The organism is Pseudomonas entomophila L48 (assembly GCF_000026105.1).
In the GTDB taxonomy this organism is placed as follows: Bacteria; Pseudomonadota; Gammaproteobacteria; order Pseudomonadales; family Pseudomonadaceae; genus Aquipseudomonas; species Aquipseudomonas entomophila.
Window position 1 is genome coordinate 5,745,588 of record NC_008027.1, and the last position, 17,818, is coordinate 5,763,405.

A 17,818-nucleotide genomic window follows, 5' to 3' on the forward strand; every position below is an offset into this window, starting at 1 on the left:
TCGTGTATGACAGAGACGACAAAGCCGGGACGGTGTGAACCGGCCCGGCTGTTTCCGGCCCATCGCGGGGCAGGCCCGCGAAGGAGGCGTCAGCGGATCACAGCTTGATCCAGGTCGCCTTCAGCTCGGTGTACTTCTCCAGCGCATGCAGCGACTTGTCACGGCCGTTGCCCGACTGCTTGAAGCCACCGAACGGCGCGGTCATGTCGCCGCCGTCGTACTGGTTGACCCAGACGCTGCCGGCACGCACGGCGCGGGCGGTCTTGTGGGCCTTGGAGATGTCCGAGGTCCAGATGCCGGCCGCCAGGCCATACGGGGTGTCGTTGGCGATGGCGATGGCTTCTTCGGCGGTATCGAAGGTGATCACCGACAGCACTGGGCCGAAGATCTCTTCCTTGGCGATGCGCATGGCGTTGGTCACGCCGTCGAAGATGGTCGGCTCGACGTAGGTGCCACCGGTCTCCTCAAGCGTGCGCTTGCCACCGGCCAGCAGCGTGGCGCCGTCCTGGTGACCGGCGTCGATGTACGACAGCACGGTGTTCATCTGCTGAGTGTCGACCAGCGCACCGACGGTGGTCGCCGGGTCCAGCGGGTTGCCCGGCTTCCAGGCCTTGAGGGCCTCGACCACCATGGGCAGGAACTTGTCCTTGATCGAACGCTCGACCAGCAGGCGCGAACCTGCGGTGCAGACTTCGCCCTGGTTGAAGGCGATGGCGCTGGCAGCAGCTTCGGCGGCGGCCTGCAGGTCAGGGGCGTCGGCGAAGACGATGTTTGGGCTCTTGCCGCCGGCTTCCAGCCAGACACGCTTCATGTTCGATTCGCCCGCATAGACCATCAGTTGCTTGGCGATCTTGGTGGAACCGGTGAACACCAGGGTGTCGACGTCCATGTGCAGGGCCAGGGCCTTGCCCACGGTGTGGCCGTAGCCTGGCAGCACGTTTAGCACGCCTTTCGGAATGCCGGCCTCGATGGCCAGCTGGGCGATGCGAATGGCGGTCAGCGGCGACTTCTCGGACGGCTTGAGCACGATGGAGTTGCCGGTGGCCAGGGCCGGGCCGAGTTTCCAGCAGGCCATCAGCAGCGGGAAGTTCCACGGCACGATGGCACCGACCACGCCCACAGGTTCGCGGGTCACCAGGCCCAGCTGGTCGTGTGGGGTTGGCGCGACTTCGTCGTAGACTTTGTCGATGGCTTCGGCAGTCCAGTGGATGGCGTTGGCCGCGCCTGGAATGTCGATGGAAGAGGAGTCACCGATCGGCTTGCCCATGTCGAGGGTTTCGAGCAGCGCCAGCTCTTCGACGTGCTGGCGCAGCAGGCCTGCGAAGCGAATCAGGGTTGCCTTGCGCTTGGCCGGGGCCAGGCGCGACCAGGCGCCGGATTCGAACACGGCACGGGCATTTTCGACAGCGCGGTTGGCGTCGGCCAGGTCGCAGCTGGCGACCTTGGCCAGGAAGCGTCCGTCCACCGGGCTCAGGCAGTCGAAGGTTTCACCGGATGCGGCATCGGTGTATTCGCCGTTGATGAAGGCACGGCCTTCGATCTTCAGTTGCTGGGCACGCTGTTCCCAGTCCGCACGAGTCAGGGTGGTCATAGGAAACTCCTCTCTTGTTAAGGTGCAACGCCGCACTGAGGACTCACGGGCGCTGTCAGAAATTCTGGCCGGGTGACGAACGCACACCGGCATCCGACACCCTAAACCAGGGCGGGGAAACTATCAATATATTTGACACGAATGGCCTAAAAGCCTACTGATGTGCATTTTATTAAACAACAACAGGGTAACCACCATGAGCATCGCCAGCATCGTCGACTTCGCCCAGGTTCTGACCGAGGCCGAACGCTATCGCCCCGCGGCGGAAAAAATCCTCAAGGGCGAGCCTGACCAGGCTGTCTACAACCATTATTCCAGCCCTTGCGGGCAGTTCGCTGCCGGCGTCTGGGAGGGCGAGGTGGGCCAGTGGACGGTGAACTACACCGAGCACGAATACTGCGAGATCGTCCAGGGCGTGTCGGTGCTGCGCGACCAGGAAGGCAACGCCAAGACCCTGCGTGCCGGCGATCGCTTCGTCATCCCGGCCGGCTTCAAGGGCACCTGGGAGGTGCTGGAGTCCTGCCGCAAGATCTATGTGATGTTCGAACAGAAGTAACCTTGTGGGAGCGGGTTTGCCCCGCGCCTGCCAATTCGTAGACATAAAAAAACCCGCCACCTTGCGGTTGCGGGTTTTTTCACAGGTTGCCGATCAATTACTTGATCTTGGCTTCCTTGTAGACCACGTGCTTGCGGACGACCGGATCGTACTTCTTGATCTCGATCTTGTCCGGCGTGGTGCGCTTGTTCTTGTCGGTGGTGTAGAAGTGGCCAGTGCCAGCACTCGATACCAGACGGATCAATTCACGCATGATGTTCTCCCTTAAACCTTGGCGCCAGCACGACGGATGTCGACCAGAACGGCATCGATGCCGCGCTTGTCGATGATACGCATGCCTTTGGCGGAAACGCGCAGACGCACGAAACGATTCTCGGATTCAACCCAGAAACGGTGGTGCTGCAGGTTTGGCAGGAAACGACGACGGGTTTTGTTGTTTGCGTGGGAAATGTTGTTCCCGGTTACTGGACCCTTACCAGTAACTTGACAGACTCTCGACATGCCTCAGCCCTCTAAAACCACATGCCCAACCCGGCATGGGTTGGCCGCTTAATCTCTCAGTCAATGGCGCCAAGGCGCCGTGTTCCCGGGGGTCTTATCAGCCGTGTGCGCTTTCGCGACAGACCGAGCCCCTAGAAAAGAGCGCTGCTTTATACCAGAAAGACTCCGCCACAACAACAGAAGATGAGTATTCTGGTCGGGCCGAGCGCGCCGGGGCAGCATACCGACTGGGGCGGCGAGCTGTCGACCGCCCGTCGCCGAATTAATACGAAAGGGTGTGGTCATTTGCCCCTGCCCACACTAGGGTAGGACATTTCCTGAGTTTTCCAGACTGCACCGGCAGATGGGACATCGACCAGCCAAGGAGTCACCATGCGTGCCGCCGCTCTCTCCCTCCTGTTCACCACCCTGTGCGCCGCAGGCTTGGCCCAGGCCGCGCCGTTGTCGGTGTGCACCGAAGCCAGCCCCGAAGGTTTCGATGTGGTGCAGTACAACTCGCTCACCACCACCAACGCCTCGGCCGACGTGCTGATGAACCGCCTGGTCGAGTTCGACGCAGGGCTTGGCAAGGTGGTACCGAGCCTGGCCGAAAGCTGGAAGGTGTCGCCGGACGGCCTGATCTACGACTTCAAGCTGCGTCCGGACGTGAAGTTCCACACCACGCCGTACTTCAAGCCGAGCCGCGACCTGGATGCCGACGACGTGCTGTTCAGCTTCCAGCGCATGCTCTACCCGGCCCACGCCTGGCACAAGACCGCCCCAGGCGGCTACCCGCATGCCCAGTCGTTGCAGCTGGGCAGCCTGATCAAGCTGATCGAGGCCCCCGAGCCGCACACCGTGCGCTTCACCCTCACCCACCCGGACGCCACCTTCCTGGCCACCCTGAGCATGGGCTTCGCCTCGATCTATTCCGCTGAATACGCCGATACCCTGCTCAAGGCCGGCACTCCGGAAAAACTCAACAGCCAGCCGGTGGGCACCGGCCCGTTCGTCTTCCAGCGTTTCCAGAAGGACGCCGTGGTGCGCTACCGCGCCAACCCCGACTACTTCGCCGGCAAGCCGTCCGTCGACCCGCTGGTCTTCGCCATTACCCCGGACGCCAACGTGCGCCTGCAGAAGATCAAGCGCGGCGAGTGCCAGGTCGCCCTGTCGCCCAAGCCACTGGACGTCGCCGAGGCTGGCAAGGACGGCAATCTGAAGGTACTCACGACGCCGGCGTTCATGACCGCCTTCGTCGCCATCAACAGCCAGCACCCGCCGCTGGACAAGCCCGAGGTGCGCCAGGCAATCAACCTCGCCTTCGACAAGCCCGCCTACCTCAAGGCGGTATTCGAGGACACCGCCACCGCCGCCAACGGCCCGTATCCGCCGAACACCTGGAGCTACGCCAAGGACCTGCCCGGCTACACCCAGGACCCGAAGAAAGCCAAGGCGCTGCTGGCCAAGGTCGGTTTGCCCAACGGTTTTGAAACCACCATCTGGACCCGCCCGGCAGGCAGCCTGCTCAACCCCAACCCCAGCCTGGGGGCGCAGATGCTCCAGGCGGACCTGGCGAAGGTTGGCATCAAGGCCGAGATCCGCACCATCGAGTGGGGCGAGCTGATCCGCCGCGCCAAGGCCGGCGAGCATGACCTGCTGTTCATGGGCTGGGCCGGCGACAATGGCGACCCGGACAACTTCCTCAGCCCGCAGTTTGCCTGCGCGGCGGTCAAGTCCGGGACCAACTTCGCGCGGTTCTGCGACAACCGCCTGGACCAGCTGATCAACGCCGGCCGCACCACCAACGACCAGAGCGTGCGCAGCCGGCTGTACCAGCAGGCGCAGACGCTGATCCAGCAGCAGGCACTGTGGCTGCCGCTGGCGCACCCGACGGCGGCGGCGCTGCTGCGCCAAGGGGTCGAGGGTTATCAGGTGAGCCCGTTTGGGCGGCAGGATTTCAGCAAGGTTTCGGTGAGTCGCTGAAACCTGGGTGGCAGGGCCGGCGAAGGGGCCAGCAAGGCATCCAGCAAACTAACCCGCCAACCACCCATGCTCAATCATCGACAGCGGCTCGCCATCGCCGACGATGACATGGTCCACAACCCGCACATCGATCAACGCCAGCGAGCGCTTGAGCATCAGCGTCAGATGCACATCGTCCTGACTCGGCTCGCAATTGCCCGACGGGTGGTTGTGACAGAGGATTAGGGCCGCCGCGTTATGCAGCAATGCCCGCCGCACCACCTCTCTTGGATAGATGCTTGCCCGGTCGATTGTGCCGCGGAAAAGGATCTCGAACGCCAAAGGCCTGTGTTTAGTGTCCAGAAACAGGCAGCCGAACACTTCGCTAGCCTCATGCCTCAGCATTGCCTTCAGGTAGCGCCGCACAGCCAACGGGTTGTCCATGACCGACTCTCGCTCGATGGACATCGCCAGGTTCCGGCGCCCGATTTCCAGCAAGGCCTGCAACTGGCTGTACCTGACCGGCCCGAGCCCCAGCTCACCAAGGAACGCCTGCCGATCCGCCTCAAGCACCTGCCGCAACCCGCCAAACTTCACCAACAGCCCACGTGCCAGCTCCAGCACGTTGCGCCCTTTCACCCCCGAACCAAGAAACACCGCCAGCAACTCCGCATCGGAAAGACTGCCCGCCCCGCGATTCAACAACTTCTCCCGCGGCCGCTCTTCCACCGGCCATTCCCTGATGTTCATCCCCCCTCCTCGCCTGCCACTACGGCCCTTTTGGGCGCTGTGTTAATCTAGTTCGCTTCGAAAATGCGACGATCTGCCGCAGGCAGCTGTCGTCGCCGCCCGCTTTCACTGGAATAAGGCAAGGCCTATGCAGCGGTTGTATCGCAAGCGCATCGTTCTCGGCGTCGGTGGCGGCATCGCCGCCTACAAGAGCGCCGAGCTGATTCGCCGACTCCTGGAACACGGCGCGCAGGTGCGCGTGGTCATGACCCGGGGTGGCGCCGAGTTCATCACCCCGCTCACGCTGCAGGCGCTGTCCGGCCACCCGGTGCACCTGGACCTGCTCGACCCCGCCGCCGAAGCGGCCATGGGCCATATCGAGCTGGCCAAGTGGGCCGACCTGGTGCTGATTGCCCCGGCCACCGCCGACCTGCTGGCGCGCATGGCCCAGGGCATGGCCGACGACCTGCTGACCACCCTGGTGCTGGCCACCGACGCCACCGTGGCCGTCGCCCCGGCCATGAACCAGGCCATGTGGCGCGACCCGGCGACACAAGACAACCTCGACCTGCTCAAGCGCCGTGGCATCCAGGTGTTCGGCCCGGCCTCCGGCAGCCAGGCCTGTGGCGACGTGGGCCTGGGCCGCATGCTCGAGGCCACGGATCTCGCCTGGTGCGCCGCCGAGAGCTTCAAGCGCGAGGCCCTGACCGGCAAGCACGTGCTGATCACCGCAGGCCCGACGCAGGAAAACATCGACCCGGTGCGCTACATCACCAACCATAGTTCAGGGAAGATGGGCTTCGCCCTGGCCGAGGCCGCCGCCGAAGCCGGGGCCCGGGTGACCCTCGTCACCGGCCCGGTGCACCTGCCGACCCCCGACCGGGTCAACCGCATCGACGTGGTCAGCGCGCGAGACATGCTCGCGGCCTGCGAGGCGGCCATGCCCTGCGACCTGTTCATCGCCTCAGCAGCGGTAGCGGACTACCGTCCGGAAGTCGTCGCCCCACAGAAGCTTAAGAAAGATCCCACCACAGGCGACGGCATGCTGCTGCAGATGGTGCGCAATCCCGATATCCTTGCGACCATTGCCGGCCGGCCTGATCGCCCGTTCAGCGTGGGCTTCGCTGCCGAGACCGAGCACCTGCTCGACTACGCCACGCGCAAGCTCAAGGACAAGAACCTCGACCTGATCGTCGCCAATGATGTGGCCAACCCCAGCATCGGCTTCAACAGCGAGGAGAACGCCCTGACCGTGATCGACCGCCAGCAGCACCAGACCCTCTTCGCGCAGACCAGCAAGGGCAAGATCGCCCGCCAGCTGGTTGCCTTCATCGCCGAACGGCTCAACCAGGTTCAATAAGTTACATGCACGCTCTTCAAGCCAAGATCCTCGACCCACGCCTGGGCACCGAATTCCCCCTGCCGCAGTACGCCACCCCCGGCTCCGCCGGCCTGGACCTGCGTGCCCTGCTCAAGGAGGACACCGTCCTCGAGCCGGGCCAGACCCTGCTGATCCCCACCGGCCTGTCGGTGTACATCGGCGACCCGGGCCTGGCAGCCATGATCCTGCCGCGCTCGGGCCTGGGCCATAAGCACGGCGTCGTGCTGGGCAACCTGGTCGGCCTGATCGACTCGGATTACCAGGGCGAGCTGATGGTCTCCTGCTGGAACCGCGGCAACACCCCGTTCACCATCACCATCGGCGAGCGCATCGCGCAGCTGATCCTGGTGCCGGTGGTGCAGGCGCACTTCGACATCGTCGAGCAGTTCGACGAGACCCAGCGCGGCACCGGCGGCTTCGGCCACTCCGGCACCCGCTGAGCCCGTAGCAGACCGTTCACGCCATGGATGGCGAACTCTCTGGTGAATACACCGTCCAAGCGTTCAGTTTGTGCCTACCCAGAAGCCCTTGACCTACGGAGCCCCAGAGATGAACGACATGGCCCACCTGGTACCCGCACTACCCGACAGCATCTTCCGCGCCTATGACATCCGTGGCGTGGTCGGCAAGAACCTGCACGCCGAAACCGCCTACTGGATCGGCCGCGCCATCGGCGCCCAGACCCTCGCCCAGGGCGAGCCGCAGATCTCGGTGGGCCGCGACGGCCGCCTGTCCGGCCCGATGCTGGTCGAGCAACTGATCAAGGGCCTGGCCGACGCCGGTTGCCAGGTCAGCGACGTCGGCCTGGTACCGACGCCAGCGCTGTACTACGCCGCCAACGTGCTGGCCGGCAAGTCGGGGGTGATGCTCACCGGCAGCCACAACCCGTCTGACTACAACGGTTTCAAGATCGTCATCGCCGGCGACACCCTGGCCAACGAACAGATCCAGGCCCTGCTGACGCGCCTGAAGACCAACGACCTGACCCGCGGCGAAGGCCGGGTGCAGAAGGTCGAGATCCTCGACCGCTACTTCCAGCAGATCAACAGCGACGTGAAGTTGGCCAAGCGCCTGAAGGTGGTGGTCGACTGTGGCAACGGCGCCGCCGGCGTGGTCGCCCCGCAGCTGATCGAAGCCCTGGGCTGCGACGTGATCCCGCTGTTCTGCGAGGTCGACGGCCACTTCCCCAACCACCATCCGGACCCGGGCAAGCCCGAGAACCTGGAAGACCTGATCGCCAAGGTGAAGGAAACCGGCGCCGATATCGGCCTGGCCTTCGACGGCGACGGCGACCGCGTGGGCGTGGTGACCAACACTGGCAGCATCGTCTACCCCGACCGCCTGCTGATGCTGTTCGCCCAGGACGTGCTGTCGCGCAACCCTGGCGCCGAGATCATCTTCGACGTGAAATGCACCCGCCGCCTCACCCCGCTGATCGAGCAGCACGGCGGCCGCGCGCTAATGTGGAAGACCGGCCATTCGTTGATCAAGAAGAAGATGAAGCAGACCGGCTCGTTGCTGGCCGGCGAGATGAGCGGGCACATCTTCATCAAGGAACGCTGGTACGGTTTCGACGACGGTATCTACAGTGCCGCGCGCCTGCTGGAGATCCTCAGCAAGGCCGGCCAGGACGCCGAAACCCTGTTCGCCGCCTTCCCCAATGATATTTCCACGCCGGAAATCAACATTGATGTGACCGACGAGGGTAAATTCAGCATCATTGATGCACTGCAACGCGACGCCGACTGGGGCGTGGCCAACCTGACCACCATCGACGGTGTGCGGGTCGACTACCCACACGGCTGGGGCCTGGTCCGCGCCTCCAACACCACACCGGTGCTGGTGCTGCGCTTCGAGGCCGACAGCGCGGCAGAACTCGACCGAATCAAGGCTGTATTCCGCACGCAGTTGCTGCGAGTCCAACCAGACCTGCAACTGCCGTTCTGACGACTATCCGTTCCTTACCTGGAGCCCTGCATGACCCTCGATCGCGATGCCGCTTCCCATGTAGCCGAGGTTTTGTCCGAAGCACTGCCTTACATCCGCCGTTTCGTCGGCAAGACCCTGGTGATCAAGTACGGCGGCAACGCGATGGAGAGCGAGGAGCTCAAGACCGGCTTCGCCCGTGACATCGTGCTGATGAAGGCCGTGGGCATCAACCCGGTGGTCGTGCACGGTGGCGGCCCGCAGATCGGCGACCTGCTCAAGCGCCTGTCGATCGAGAGCCACTTCATCGACGGCATGCGCGTCACTGACGCGGCGACCATGGACGTGGTGGAGATGGTCCTGGGCGGCCAGGTCAACAAGGATATCGTCAACCTGATCAACCGCCACGGCGGCAGCGCCATCGGCCTGACCGGCAAGGATGCGGAGCTGATCCGCGCCCGCAAGCTCACCGTCACCCGCCAGACCCCGGAGATGACCACCCCGGAGATCATCGACATTGGCCACGTGGGCGAAGTGGTAAGCGTGAACACCGACCTGCTGAACATGCTGGTCAAGGGTGATTTCATCCCGGTGATCGCGCCGATCGGCGTGGGCGCCAACGGCGAGTCGTACAACATCAACGCCGACCTGGTGGCTGGCAAGGTGGCCGAGGCGCTGAAAGCCGAGAAGCTGATGCTGCTGACCAACATCGCCGGCCTGATGGACAAGCAAGGCCAGGTGCTGACCGGCCTGACCACCGAGCAGGTCAACGAGCTGATCGCCGACGGCACCATCTACGGCGGCATGCTGCCGAAGATCAAGTGCGCATTGGACGCGGTCCAGGGTGGCGTGAACAGCTCGCACATCATCGACGGCCGCGTACCCAACGCCGTGTTGCTGGAAATCTTCACCGACAGCGGCGTGGGCACCTTGATCACCAACCGCAAGCGGCACTGATCGACCTTTCGGGCCTCTTCGCCAGCAGCCGGCTCTTGTAGGAGCCGGCTTGCCGGCGAAGAGGCCCGAAACGACAATGAAAAAGGCGACCACTTGGGTCGCCTTTTTCATTGCCGAGCCGGAATCAGATCCCGTACTGCGCGCGATACGCCTCGACCGCCGGCAGGTGCTGCTTGAGCTGCGGATCGTCCGCCAGGAACTCCAGCACCTGAGTCAGCGACACGATGCTGACCACCGGGATGCCGAAGTCGCGCTCGACTTCCTGGATCGCCGACAGCTCGCCATTGCCGCGCTCTTCGCGGTTCAGCGCGATCAGCACGCCGGCAGCCTTGGCCTGCTGGGCGTTGATGATCTGCATCACTTCGCGGATGGCGGTGCCTGCGGTGATCACGTCGTCGATGATCAGCACGTCACCGGCCAGCGGCGCGCCGACCAGGCTGCCGCCTTCACCGTGGTCCTTGGCTTCCTTGCGGTTGAAGCACCATGGCACGTCGAGCTGATGCTGCTCGGCCAGGGCCACCGCCGTGGCCGCAGCCAGCGGGATGCCTTTGTACGCAGGGCCGAACAGCACGTCGAACGGGATCTTGCTGTCGACGATGGCCGCCGCGTAGCAACGCCCCAGTTGGGCAAGCGCGGAACCTGTGTTGAACAGGCCGGCATTGAAGAAATACGGGCTGGTACGCCCCGATTTCAGGGTGAATTCACCGAAGCGCAGAACGCCGCGATCGATGGCAAAACGGATGAAGTCGCGCTGATACGGCTGCATGAAAGGTCCCGGACACCACGGATTTAGCTAAATGTGTTGAGCTCGGGTATCATACACGCACGAGATTTTTGGGGCCATTTATGCGGATCATCAGTGTGAACGTAAATGGCATTCAGGCTGCGGCCGAGCGTGGATTGCTCAGCTGGTTGCAAGCCCAGAATGCCGACGTCATCTGCCTTCAGGATACCCGCGCCTCGGCCTTTGAACTCGACGACCCAGCTTTCCAGCTCGATGGCTATTTCCTTTACGCCTGCGACGCGGAGGTGCCCACCCAAGGTGGCGTGGCACTGTACTCGCGCATGCAGCCCAAGGCAGTCATCACCGGCCTGGGCTTCGAGACAGCCGACCGCTACGGGCGTTACCTGCAGGCAGACTTCGACAAAGTCAGTATTGCCACCCTGCTGCTGCCTTCGGGCATGAACGGCGACGATGACTTGAACCAGAAATTCAAGTTGATGGACGACTTCGCCAAGTACCTGGACAAGCAGCGTCGCAAGCGTCGCGAATACATCTATTGCGGCTCGTTCTACGTAGCGCAGCAGAAGCTCGACATCAAGAACTGGCGCGACAGCCAGCAGTCGGTCGGCTTCCTGCCGCCGGAACGCGCCTGGATGGACGCCATCACCGGCGACATGGGCTATGTCGACGCCCTGCGCGAAGTCAGCCGCGAAGGCGACCAGTACAGCTGGTGGCCGGACAACGAGCAGGCAGAAATGCTCAACCTGGGTTACCGGTTCGACTACCAGATCCTCACCCCAGGCCTGCGCCGCTTCGTGCGCAACGCCCGCCTGCCGCGCCAGCCACGCTTCTCGCGCCATGCGCCGCTGATCGTGGACTACGACTGGACGCTGACCATCTAAAACGCATCGGGGCCGCTTTGCGTCCCTTCGCCGGCAAGGCCGGCTCCTACAGGATTTGTGCCGTACACACTGTAGGAGCCGGCCTTGCCGGCGAAGGGCCGCGAAGCGGCCCCGATGTCATTTGACGAACGTATCAGTCAGCCAACGCAGCCTGCTGCAGTTCGAAGATCTCGCCCATGCCCTTCTGCGCCAGCGCCAGCATGGCGTTGAAGTCCTCAGGCTGGAACGGCGCGCCTTCGGCGGTGCCCTGCACTTCGATGAAGCCACCGGCGCTGGTCATGACCACGTTCAGGTCGGTCTCGGCGGCGGAGTCTTCGAGGTAATCGAGGTCAAGCACAGCCTCACCCTGGTACATGCCCACCGACACTGCGGCGATCATGTGCTTGAGCGGGTTGCCGCCCTTGAGACCGCCGCGCTTCTTGATCACCGCCAGGGCGTCGCACAGGGCGACCATGGCGCCGGTGATCGACGCGGTGCGGGTACCGCCGTCGGCCTGGATCACGTCGCAGTCAACGTACAGCGTGATGTCACCCAGCTTGCTCATGTCCAGCGCGGCGCGCAGGGAGCGGCCGATCAGGCGCTGGATCTCGAGGGTGCGGCCGCCTTGCTTGCCACGGCTGGCCTCGCGCTGGTTACGCTCGCCAGTGGAGCGCGGCAGCATGCCGTACTCGGCGGTCAGCCAGCCTTGGCCCTGGCCTTTGAGGAAGCGGGGAACACCATTTTCGACGCTGACCGTGCAGATGACCTTGGTGTCACCGAACTCGACCAGTACCGACCCCTCGGCGTGCTTGGTGTAGTTGCGGGTGATGCGGATCGAGCGGAGCTGATCGGCGGCGCGACCACTTGGACGTTTCATCTGGGATACCTGTACCGGGACTTTGAATCTGCCGAGCATTATAGGGCGCCACGCCCGGCGAAGACACGCCTATCGTCGCGCCCCGGGCAGCTTGTCGACTTTTCCCGTCGCCACCCCGGCGCACCTGTAGCATGGCTGGATTGGGCGCCCGGGCCGCACTGCGCTACAATCCTGCGCCTTGCAGCCGGAAGGCTTCCCCCGTTCACCCGAATTACGCGAGGTACTCCCCATGGTGCATAGCATGACCGCTTTTGCTCGTGTCGAGCGCGCTGGCAGCCAAGGCACCCTGGTCTGGGAGCTCCGCTCGGTCAACCACCGTTATCTCGAACCCCACCTGCGCCTGCCCGAAGCGCTGCGCGACCTTGAGGGCGCGGTGCGTGAAGGCCTGCGCCAAGGGCTGTCGCGCGGCAAGGTCGAGTGCACCCTGCGCCTGAACGAGGACAGCACCGGCAAACCGCTGCAGGTCGACCGCGAGCGCGCCGCGCAACTGGTCGCCGCCGCCGAGACCGTGGCCAGCCTGATCAAGCAGCCAGCCCCGCTCAACCCGCTGGAAGTGCTGGCCTGGCCAGGCGTGCTGGTGGCGGATGCCACCGACCCCCAGGCACTCAACGCCGAAGCCATCGCCCTGTTCGACGAAGCCCTGACCGAGCTCAAGGCAGGTCGTCAACGCGAAGGCGTCGAGCTGGCCCGCCTGATCAACGAGCGCCTGGACAGCATGGCCACCGAGGTCGCGACCCTGCGCACCCTGGTGCCGCAGATGCTCGCCGTGCAACGGCAGAAGATCCTCGACCGCTTCGGCGACATGAAGGCCGAGCTCGACCCGCAGCGCCTGGAGCAGGAGATGGTGCTGCTGGCCCAGAAGAGCGATGTCGCCGAAGAGCTGGACCGCCTCAGCACCCACGTCACCGAGGTGCGCCGGGTGCTCAAGTCCGGCGGCGCCGCCGGCCGGCGCCTGGACTTCCTGATGCAGGAACTCAACCGCGAAGCCAACACCCTGGGTTCCAAGGCCTTCGACCCGCGCAGCACGCAAGCGGCGGTCAACCTGAAGGTGCTGATCGAACAGATGCGTGAACAAGTACAGAACATCGAGTAAGGCCACCCCTACCATGAATCACAGCAGCGGCACCCTCTACATCGTTTCCGCCCCCTCCGGCGCCGGCAAGACCAGCCTGGTCACGGCGCTGATCAAGGACGACCAGCACGTTCGCGTTTCGGTCTCGCACACCACCCGCGCCATGCGCCCGGGCGAAGAGCACGGCGTGAACTATCACTTCGTCATCCATGAAGAGTTCAAGGCACTGATCGCCAAGGGCGACTTCCTGGAGCATGCCGAAGTATTCGGCAACTTCTACGGCACTTCGCGCAGCGCCCTGCAGGAAACCCTCGACCAGGGCTACGACCTGATCCTGGAAATCGACTGGCAAGGCGCCCAGCAGGTGCGCAAGCTGATGCCCGAGGCGGTGTCAGTGTTCATCCTGCCACCGAGCCAGGAGGCCCTGCGCCAGCGTCTTGATGGCCGTGGCCAGGACAGCGAGGAGATCATCGCCGGGCGCATGAAGGAAGCGGTCAGCGAGATGGTGCACTATGACGAGTATGACTACGTCATCATCAACGATGACTTCGGCGTGGCGCTGGACGAGTTGAAAGCCGTGTTCAAGGCCAATCGCCTGCTGCTGAAGAAACAGCAACAGCGCCATGGGGCGCTGCTGGAACAGCTGGTCGGCTGAACGTGCATTCGCCGGCAAGCCGGCTCCTACGGGCGCGACGCCAAACCTGTAGGAGCCGGCTTGTCGTGGCGACGAACCGCGGCGAAGGGCTGCAAAGCAGCCCCATTCTTCATTCCTGCAGCTGCAAGGTCGCCTGCTGACGCAGGGTAGCCCCCAGGAAATACGCCGGCGCCCGCAGGCGCGAGAGCATCATCAGCACGATCCCCAGCGCCGAGATGATCGCCGCGATCACGAACACCAGCCCCAGCCCACCCACATGCGAGCCGCTGCCAAAGTCCGGCGAAGCGCTGTCGATGGCCGTGCGCACGAAGATCACCGACAGGATCACCCCACCCACCAGCGGGCACGCGCCGCGCATGAAGAAGTGGCGCAGGCTGTCGAACAGGCTGTGGCGGAAGTACCACACGCAGGCGAACGCGGTCAGCGAGTAGTAGAAGCAGATCATCATGCCCAGGGCAGTGATGGTATCGGCCAGCACGTTCTCGCTCAGGGTGCGCATGGTCACGTAGAACAGGCCTGCGGCGACACCGGCGCAGATGGTCGCATAGCGCGGGGTCTGCGAACGCGGGCAGACCTTGGCGAAGCGCTGCGGCACGGCACCGTAGTAACCCATGGCCAGCAAGGTGCGCGCAGGCGACACAAAGGTCGATTGCAGCGACGCTGCAGTACTGGCCAGCACCGCGATCGACATCAGGATCGCCAGTGGCCCCATGACCGGCCCGGCCAGGTGGGCAAAGACGTTCTCCTGGATACGCGGGTTGTTCAGGCCCAAGCCATCCTCGCTGATCCCGGCAAATTGCAGGGTGGCGATGGCGGTGAGCAGGTACAACCCAAGAATCAGCAGCACGGTCCAGGTGGCGGCCTTGCCCGGCACCTCCTCACTGCCGACCGACTCTTCGCTGACGGTCAGGCACACGTCCCAGCCCCAGAAGATGAAGATCGACAGCGAAAGGCCCGCGGCAAACGCCGAGAACGACTCGACGCCGAACGGGTTGAACCAGGCCAGATCGAACGCCAGCGGCGGCGGCGCCGTGGTCTCGCTGAAGGCGGCGAAAGCGAAGCCGATCAGCACCAGCAACTGCAACGCCACCAGCCCGTACTGCACGGTCATGGTGGTGGCCATGCCCCGACAACAGATCCACACCGCCAGGGCGATGAACACGCAACAGGTGACAACGTTGATCAACAAGTTGTCCGCCAGGGCTGCCAGCTCCTGGTTGCCGGTGATCTGGGCGATGAACAGGTAGAAGAAGTCGACCGCCACCCCCGCGAGGTTGGACAGCACGATGGTGGTGGCGACCACCAATCCCCAGCCGCCGATCCAGCCGATCATCGGGCCGAAGGCGCGGGCTGACCAGGTGAAGGACGTGCCGCTGTCAGGCTCCGCCGAGTTCAGCTCGCGGTAGCCGAGGGCGACCAGCAGCATCGGCAGGAAGCCGACGATGAACACCGCCGGCAGGTGTGCGCCGACCTCGCGCACGGTCGGGCCGAGCGCGCCGGTCAGGGTATAGACCGGGGCGATGGTGGAAATGCCCAGCACCACGCTGGCCAGCAGGCCGAGCCGGCCTTTGGCCAGGCCCTTGCCACGCTGGGTGCTGCCCGAGTCGGTCGCGTCGGGTGGGCGGCCGGCTTCTGTGTATTCGTTCATGAGTCTGTGCCGTAACTATTGGAATTGTTCTCACAGGCCCGCCGTAGAGGGCCCACTTTCACTCATTGAAAGCTTGCAATGGGGGCACGGTCATCCAGGACCTTCGGCTAACGTCACACTGTTTTCGGACGCACACCTTCCCGTGCAGCATGGGCAATACAGGCCTCGCGGAACGCCTCGAACAGGCGCAGCGAAACCGGGTTTTCGGCGAAACGCCATTCAGGGTGCCACTGCACGCCGAGTACAAAGCCCGGCGCATCAGGCATCGACACCGCTTCGATCAGGCCATCCGGGGCCCGTGCCTCGACGCGCAGGCCCGGGGCCAGGCGGTCGATGCCCTGGCTGTGCAGCGAGTTGACCTCGAACCGCGCAGCCAGGCCCAGGCGCTCGAACATCCCACCGGGTTCGATACCGACGGGGTGGCGAGGGCCGTATTGCACCTCCAGGGGTGCATCCTCAGGTTCGCGGTGGTCCCGGTAGCCAGGCAATTCCTGCACGCGCTGGTGCAGGCTGCCGCCAAGGGCCACGTTCAGTTCCTGGAAACCACGACAGACGCAGAACACCGGCACGCCGGCGGCAATCGCCGCCTGCAGCAGCGGCAAGGTCAGACGGTCACGGGCAAGGTCGTGCCGGGTGCCTTCCGCGCTGGGCGCGCCATTGTAATGATGCGGCTCGACATTTGAAGGCGAACCGGTAAAAAGAATGCCATCCAGGCGTGCCAGCAGCGCCTGCGTATCGCTGCCGCGATCACGCGCCGGCAGGATCAGCGGCAGCCCGGCAAAGCCCGCGGCCTCGACATACTTGTCGCCCACCGTGTGCGACGAGTTCTTCCCCACCTGCTGGCGGCAGGCGCTGACACCGATCAAGGGGACCGCAATTGCGCTCATGGGCTTACACCGTGTGCAGGTACCAGTTGTACTCGAGGTCGGAGATCGACACTTCGAACTCGGCCAGCTCGCTCTCCTTGCAGGCCACGAAGATATCGATGTAGTCCGGGCTGATGTATTGGTTGAGCACTTCGCTGTCGTCCAGCGCGCGCAGGGCGTCGCGCAGGTTGTTCGGCAGGCTCTGCTCCAGTTGCTCGTACGAATTGCCTTCGATCGGCGCATCCGGCTCGACCTTGTTGATCAGGCCGTGATGGACGCCGGCGAGGATCGCCGCGAGCATCAGGTAGGGGTTGGCGTCGGCGCCGGCCACGCGGTGCTCGATGCGCACGTTCTCGCTGCTGTCGGTCGGCACGCGAACCGCCACGGTACGGTTATCCAGGCCCCAGCTCGGCGCGTTGGGCACATAGAACTGGGCGCCGAAGCGGCGGTAGGAGTTGATGTTCGGGCACAGGAAGGCCATCGACGCCGGCATGGTTTCCAACACGCCACCGATGGCGTGGCGCAGGGTGTCGCTCTGCTGCGGGTCTTCGTGAGCGAAGATGTTCTTGCCGGTCTTCTTGTCCAGCAGCGAGATGTGCACGTGCAGGCCGTTGCCCGCCTGGCCCGGGTAGGGCTTGGCCATGAACGTGGTGTCCATCTCATGGTCGTAGGCGACGTTCTTGATCAGGCGCTTGAGCAGGATCGCGTAGTCGCAGGCCTTCAGCGGGTCGGCGACGTGGTGCAGGTTCACTTCGAACTGCGCCGGGGCGCTTTCCTTGACGATGGCATCGGCCGGCAAGCCCTGCTCCTTGGCCGCTTCGAGCATGTCCTGCAGGCAGTCGGCGTATTCATCGAGGTCGTCGATCAGGTACACCTGGGTGGACTGCGGGCGCTTGCCCGAGATCGGCGAGCGCGGCGGCTGCGGGCGGCCGTTGAGGTTGTCCTGGTCGATCAGGTAGAACTCCAGCTCGAACGCGGCGCAGATCTCCAGGCCCAGGTCGTCGAACTTGCTCACCACCTGGCGCAGTACTTCGCGCGGGTCGGCGAAGAACGGCGCGCCGTCCAGCTCGTGCATGGTCATCAGCAGCTGCGCGGTCGGGCGCTTCTGCCACGGCTCGTCCGACAGCGTGCCGGGGATCGGGTAGCAGATGCGGTCGGCGTCGCCGATGTCCAGGCCCAGGCCAGTGCTTTCGACGGTCGAACCGTTGATATCCAGGGCGAACAGCGAGGCCGGCAGGTTGATGCCCTTCTCGTACACCTTGTGCAGGCTGGCGCGCTCGATGCGCTTGCCGCGCACCACGCCGTTCATGTCGGAAATCAGCAGGTCGACGTATTGGGTATCCGGATGGGCATCCAGGAATTCATTCATCTCGCGGGAAGAACTGGCGCACGGAGAGACCGACGTCATGGCTGTACATCCTTTGATTCGGAGCGGCGATGTGGGGGCTACGGCTGACGCCTCGGAGGGCGACGATGGAATTGCTGTTGTTCTTTTCACTGACCCATCGTGGGG

The 17,818-nt window shown here is 64.2% G+C and carries 17 protein-coding genes and 1 pseudogene; 9 read left to right on the forward strand and 9 right to left on the reverse strand.

Annotated elements, in window-relative coordinates; translation table 11 throughout:
• Window positions 1-97 precede the first annotated feature (97 nt).
• Entirely contained in the window at window positions 98-1,591 is a 1,494-nt protein-coding gene (locus tag PSEEN_RS25085; RefSeq protein WP_011536393.1) for an aldehyde dehydrogenase, read from the reverse strand.
• 196 nt (window positions 1,592-1,787) lie between these two features.
• On the opposite strand from PSEEN_RS25085, the gene PSEEN_RS25090 reads away from it, so the two are divergent.
• A complete protein-coding gene (locus PSEEN_RS25090; protein ID WP_011536394.1) occupies window positions 1,788-2,147 on the forward strand; it encodes a cupin domain-containing protein in 360 nt (119 codons plus the stop codon).
• A 97-nt stretch (window positions 2,148-2,244) separates the two neighbouring features.
• On the opposite strand, the gene rpmG is transcribed toward PSEEN_RS25090, so the two are convergent.
• Both rpmG and rpmB read right to left on the reverse strand, forming a co-directional pair.
• Window positions 2,245-2,400, reverse strand: coding sequence for a 50S ribosomal protein L33 (gene rpmG / locus PSEEN_RS25095; protein ID WP_003253507.1), 156 nt, complete (start codon window positions 2,398-2,400; stop codon window positions 2,245-2,247).
• Between the two features lie 11 nt (window positions 2,401-2,411).
• Window positions 2,412-2,648 carry a 50S ribosomal protein L28 gene (gene rpmB, locus PSEEN_RS25100; protein ID WP_008091535.1) on the reverse strand — a complete coding sequence of 79 codons (237 nt, stop codon included), beginning with the start codon at window positions 2,646-2,648 and terminating at the stop codon, window positions 2,412-2,414.
• 372 nt (window positions 2,649-3,020) lie between these two features.
• Here rpmB and PSEEN_RS25105 point away from each other — a divergent pair, with 372 nt between their 5' ends.
• Window positions 3,021-4,610, forward strand: coding sequence for an ABC transporter substrate-binding protein (locus tag PSEEN_RS25105; RefSeq protein ID WP_011536395.1), 1,590 nt, complete (start codon window positions 3,021-3,023; stop codon window positions 4,608-4,610).
• Between the two features lie 48 nt (window positions 4,611-4,658).
• On the opposite strand, the gene radC is transcribed toward PSEEN_RS25105, so the two are convergent.
• The gene (gene radC / locus PSEEN_RS25110; protein ID WP_011536396.1) at window positions 4,659-5,339 is read right to left on the reverse strand and encodes a RadC family protein; all 681 of its coding nucleotides are present in this window, start codon (window positions 5,337-5,339) and stop codon (window positions 4,659-4,661) included.
• A 127-nt stretch (window positions 5,340-5,466) separates the two neighbouring features.
• On the opposite strand from radC, the gene coaBC reads away from it, so the two are divergent.
• From coaBC to argB, 4 genes and pseudogenes are all read left to right on the forward strand, one after another.
• Window positions 5,467-6,678, forward strand: coding sequence for a bifunctional phosphopantothenoylcysteine decarboxylase/phosphopantothenate--cysteine ligase CoaBC (gene coaBC, locus PSEEN_RS25115; protein ID WP_011536397.1), 1,212 nt, complete (start codon window positions 5,467-5,469; stop codon window positions 6,676-6,678).
• Window positions 6,679-6,683: 5 nt separating this feature from the next.
• Entirely contained in the window at window positions 6,684-7,139 is a 456-nt protein-coding gene (gene dut, locus PSEEN_RS25120; RefSeq protein ID WP_011536398.1) for a dUTP diphosphatase, read from the forward strand.
• 133 nt (window positions 7,140-7,272) lie between these two features.
• Window positions 7,273-8,646, forward strand: a pseudogene (locus PSEEN_RS25125) (phosphomannomutase/phosphoglucomutase); the annotation flags it as partial.
• 30 nt (window positions 8,647-8,676) lie between these two features.
• Complete coding sequence (argB, locus tag PSEEN_RS25130; protein WP_011536400.1) at window positions 8,677-9,582, forward strand: acetylglutamate kinase; 906 nt, start codon at window positions 8,677-8,679, stop codon at window positions 9,580-9,582.
• A 124-nt stretch (window positions 9,583-9,706) separates the two neighbouring features.
• Here the strand turns inward: argB and pyrE are convergent, their stop codons facing one another.
• Window positions 9,707-10,348, reverse strand: a complete 642-nt coding sequence (pyrE, locus tag PSEEN_RS25135) for an orotate phosphoribosyltransferase (protein WP_011536401.1) — start codon at window positions 10,346-10,348, stop codon at window positions 9,707-9,709.
• An 80-nt stretch (window positions 10,349-10,428) separates the two neighbouring features.
• On the opposite strand from pyrE, the gene PSEEN_RS25140 reads away from it, so the two are divergent.
• Window positions 10,429-11,208: an exodeoxyribonuclease III gene (locus PSEEN_RS25140; protein ID WP_011536402.1), complete on the forward strand. Its 780-nt coding sequence runs from the start codon at window positions 10,429-10,431 to the stop codon at window positions 11,206-11,208.
• Window positions 11,209-11,341: 133 nt separating this feature from the next.
• Here the strand turns inward: PSEEN_RS25140 and rph are convergent, their stop codons facing one another.
• Complete coding sequence (gene rph / locus PSEEN_RS25145) at window positions 11,342-12,064, reverse strand: ribonuclease PH (RefSeq protein WP_011536403.1); 723 nt, start codon at window positions 12,062-12,064, stop codon at window positions 11,342-11,344.
• Between the two features lie 229 nt (window positions 12,065-12,293).
• Between rph and PSEEN_RS25150 the strand changes: the two genes are divergently transcribed.
• Both PSEEN_RS25150 and gmk read left to right on the forward strand, forming a co-directional pair.
• Entirely contained in the window at window positions 12,294-13,157 is an 864-nt protein-coding gene (locus PSEEN_RS25150) for a YicC/YloC family endoribonuclease (RefSeq protein WP_011536404.1), read from the forward strand.
• Between the two features lie 13 nt (window positions 13,158-13,170).
• Complete coding sequence (gene gmk, locus PSEEN_RS25155) at window positions 13,171-13,791, forward strand: guanylate kinase (RefSeq protein ID WP_011536405.1); 621 nt, start codon at window positions 13,171-13,173, stop codon at window positions 13,789-13,791.
• A 109-nt stretch (window positions 13,792-13,900) separates the two neighbouring features.
• Here gmk and PSEEN_RS25160 read toward each other — a convergent pair whose 3' ends face one another.
• From PSEEN_RS25160 to PSEEN_RS25170, 3 genes are all read right to left on the reverse strand, one after another.
• Window positions 13,901-15,439, reverse strand: a complete 1,539-nt coding sequence (locus PSEEN_RS25160; protein WP_011536406.1) for an APC family permease — start codon at window positions 15,437-15,439, stop codon at window positions 13,901-13,903.
• 113 nt (window positions 15,440-15,552) lie between these two features.
• Window positions 15,553-16,326, reverse strand: coding sequence for a gamma-glutamyl-gamma-aminobutyrate hydrolase family protein (locus PSEEN_RS25165; protein WP_011536407.1), 774 nt, complete (start codon window positions 16,324-16,326; stop codon window positions 15,553-15,555).
• Between the two features lie 4 nt (window positions 16,327-16,330).
• Window positions 16,331-17,713 (reverse strand): glutamine synthetase family protein, encoded by a 1,383-nt coding sequence (locus PSEEN_RS25170; protein ID WP_011536408.1) that lies wholly within the window; start codon window positions 17,711-17,713, stop codon window positions 16,331-16,333.
• Window positions 17,714-17,818: the final 105 nt, after the last annotated feature.

Bases quoted from the DNA above. Each gene is read 5' to 3' on its own strand.
- PSEEN_RS25085 (WP_011536393.1), bottom strand. From the start codon at position 1,591: ATGACCACCCTGACTCGTGCGGACTGGGAACAGCGTGCCCAGCAACTG.
- PSEEN_RS25090 (WP_011536394.1), top strand. From the start codon at position 1,788: ATGAGCATCGCCAGCATCGTCGACTTCGCCCAGGTTCTGACCGAGGCC.
- rpmG (WP_003253507.1), bottom strand. From the start codon at position 2,400: ATGCGTGAATTGATCCGTCTGGTATCGAGTGCTGGCACTGGCCACTTC.
- rpmB (WP_008091535.1), bottom strand. From the start codon at position 2,648: ATGTCGAGAGTCTGTCAAGTTACTGGTAAGGGTCCAGTAACCGGGAAC.
- PSEEN_RS25105 (WP_011536395.1), top strand. From the start codon at position 3,021: ATGCGTGCCGCCGCTCTCTCCCTCCTGTTCACCACCCTGTGCGCCGCA.
- radC (WP_011536396.1), bottom strand. From the start codon at position 5,339: ATGAACATCAGGGAATGGCCGGTGGAAGAGCGGCCGCGGGAGAAGTTG.
- coaBC (WP_011536397.1), top strand. From the start codon at position 5,467: ATGCAGCGGTTGTATCGCAAGCGCATCGTTCTCGGCGTCGGTGGCGGC.
- dut (WP_011536398.1), top strand. From the start codon at position 6,684: ATGCACGCTCTTCAAGCCAAGATCCTCGACCCACGCCTGGGCACCGAA.
- argB (WP_011536400.1), top strand. From the start codon at position 8,677: ATGACCCTCGATCGCGATGCCGCTTCCCATGTAGCCGAGGTTTTGTCC.
- pyrE (WP_011536401.1), bottom strand. From the start codon at position 10,348: ATGCAGCCGTATCAGCGCGACTTCATCCGTTTTGCCATCGATCGCGGC.
- PSEEN_RS25140 (WP_011536402.1), top strand. From the start codon at position 10,429: ATGCGGATCATCAGTGTGAACGTAAATGGCATTCAGGCTGCGGCCGAG.
- rph (WP_011536403.1), bottom strand. From the start codon at position 12,064: ATGAAACGTCCAAGTGGTCGCGCCGCCGATCAGCTCCGCTCGATCCGC.
- PSEEN_RS25150 (WP_011536404.1), top strand. From the start codon at position 12,294: ATGGTGCATAGCATGACCGCTTTTGCTCGTGTCGAGCGCGCTGGCAGC.
- gmk (WP_011536405.1), top strand. From the start codon at position 13,171: ATGAATCACAGCAGCGGCACCCTCTACATCGTTTCCGCCCCCTCCGGC.
- PSEEN_RS25160 (WP_011536406.1), bottom strand. From the start codon at position 15,439: ATGAACGAATACACAGAAGCCGGCCGCCCACCCGACGCGACCGACTCG.
- PSEEN_RS25165 (WP_011536407.1), bottom strand. From the start codon at position 16,326: ATGAGCGCAATTGCGGTCCCCTTGATCGGTGTCAGCGCCTGCCGCCAG.
- PSEEN_RS25170 (WP_011536408.1), bottom strand. From the start codon at position 17,713: ATGACGTCGGTCTCTCCGTGCGCCAGTTCTTCCCGCGAGATGAATGAA.